This window comes from Paraburkholderia sp. SIMBA_053 (assembly GCF_046534895.1).
Classification (GTDB): domain Bacteria; phylum Pseudomonadota; class Gammaproteobacteria; order Burkholderiales; family Burkholderiaceae; genus Paraburkholderia; species Paraburkholderia caledonica.
Genome location: NZ_JAWRXU010001523.1, coordinates 1 through 242 on the forward strand (window position 1 = coordinate 1; position 242 = coordinate 242).

1 pseudogene is annotated in these 242 nt (G+C 70.7%); it reads left to right on the forward strand.

The features are described 5' to 3' along the window. Positions 1 to 242: pseudogene (locus tag SB753_RS40670) on the forward strand (lytic transglycosylase domain-containing protein); the annotation flags it as partial.

Genomic DNA, 242 nt, shown 5'->3' on the forward strand with positions numbered 1-242 from the left:
CTGGCAGCAGATTCGCCAGGCCTATGAACAGGGCGCGACGACGACCGGCCGCAGACTGGTCGATGCACTGGGCGCGGCGCGCCCGGATCCGCTGCTCCTCGAGCAGGCGACGAACCAGCCGCGTCTGCTGCTCGCGAAAGGCGTCCAGCTTGACGCAGCGTCCCATCAAATCGCGCTGCTCGCCATCACGCAGGTGGCGGCCAGCGATCCGGCGGCGGCCGCGGCCACCTTCACCGCGATCG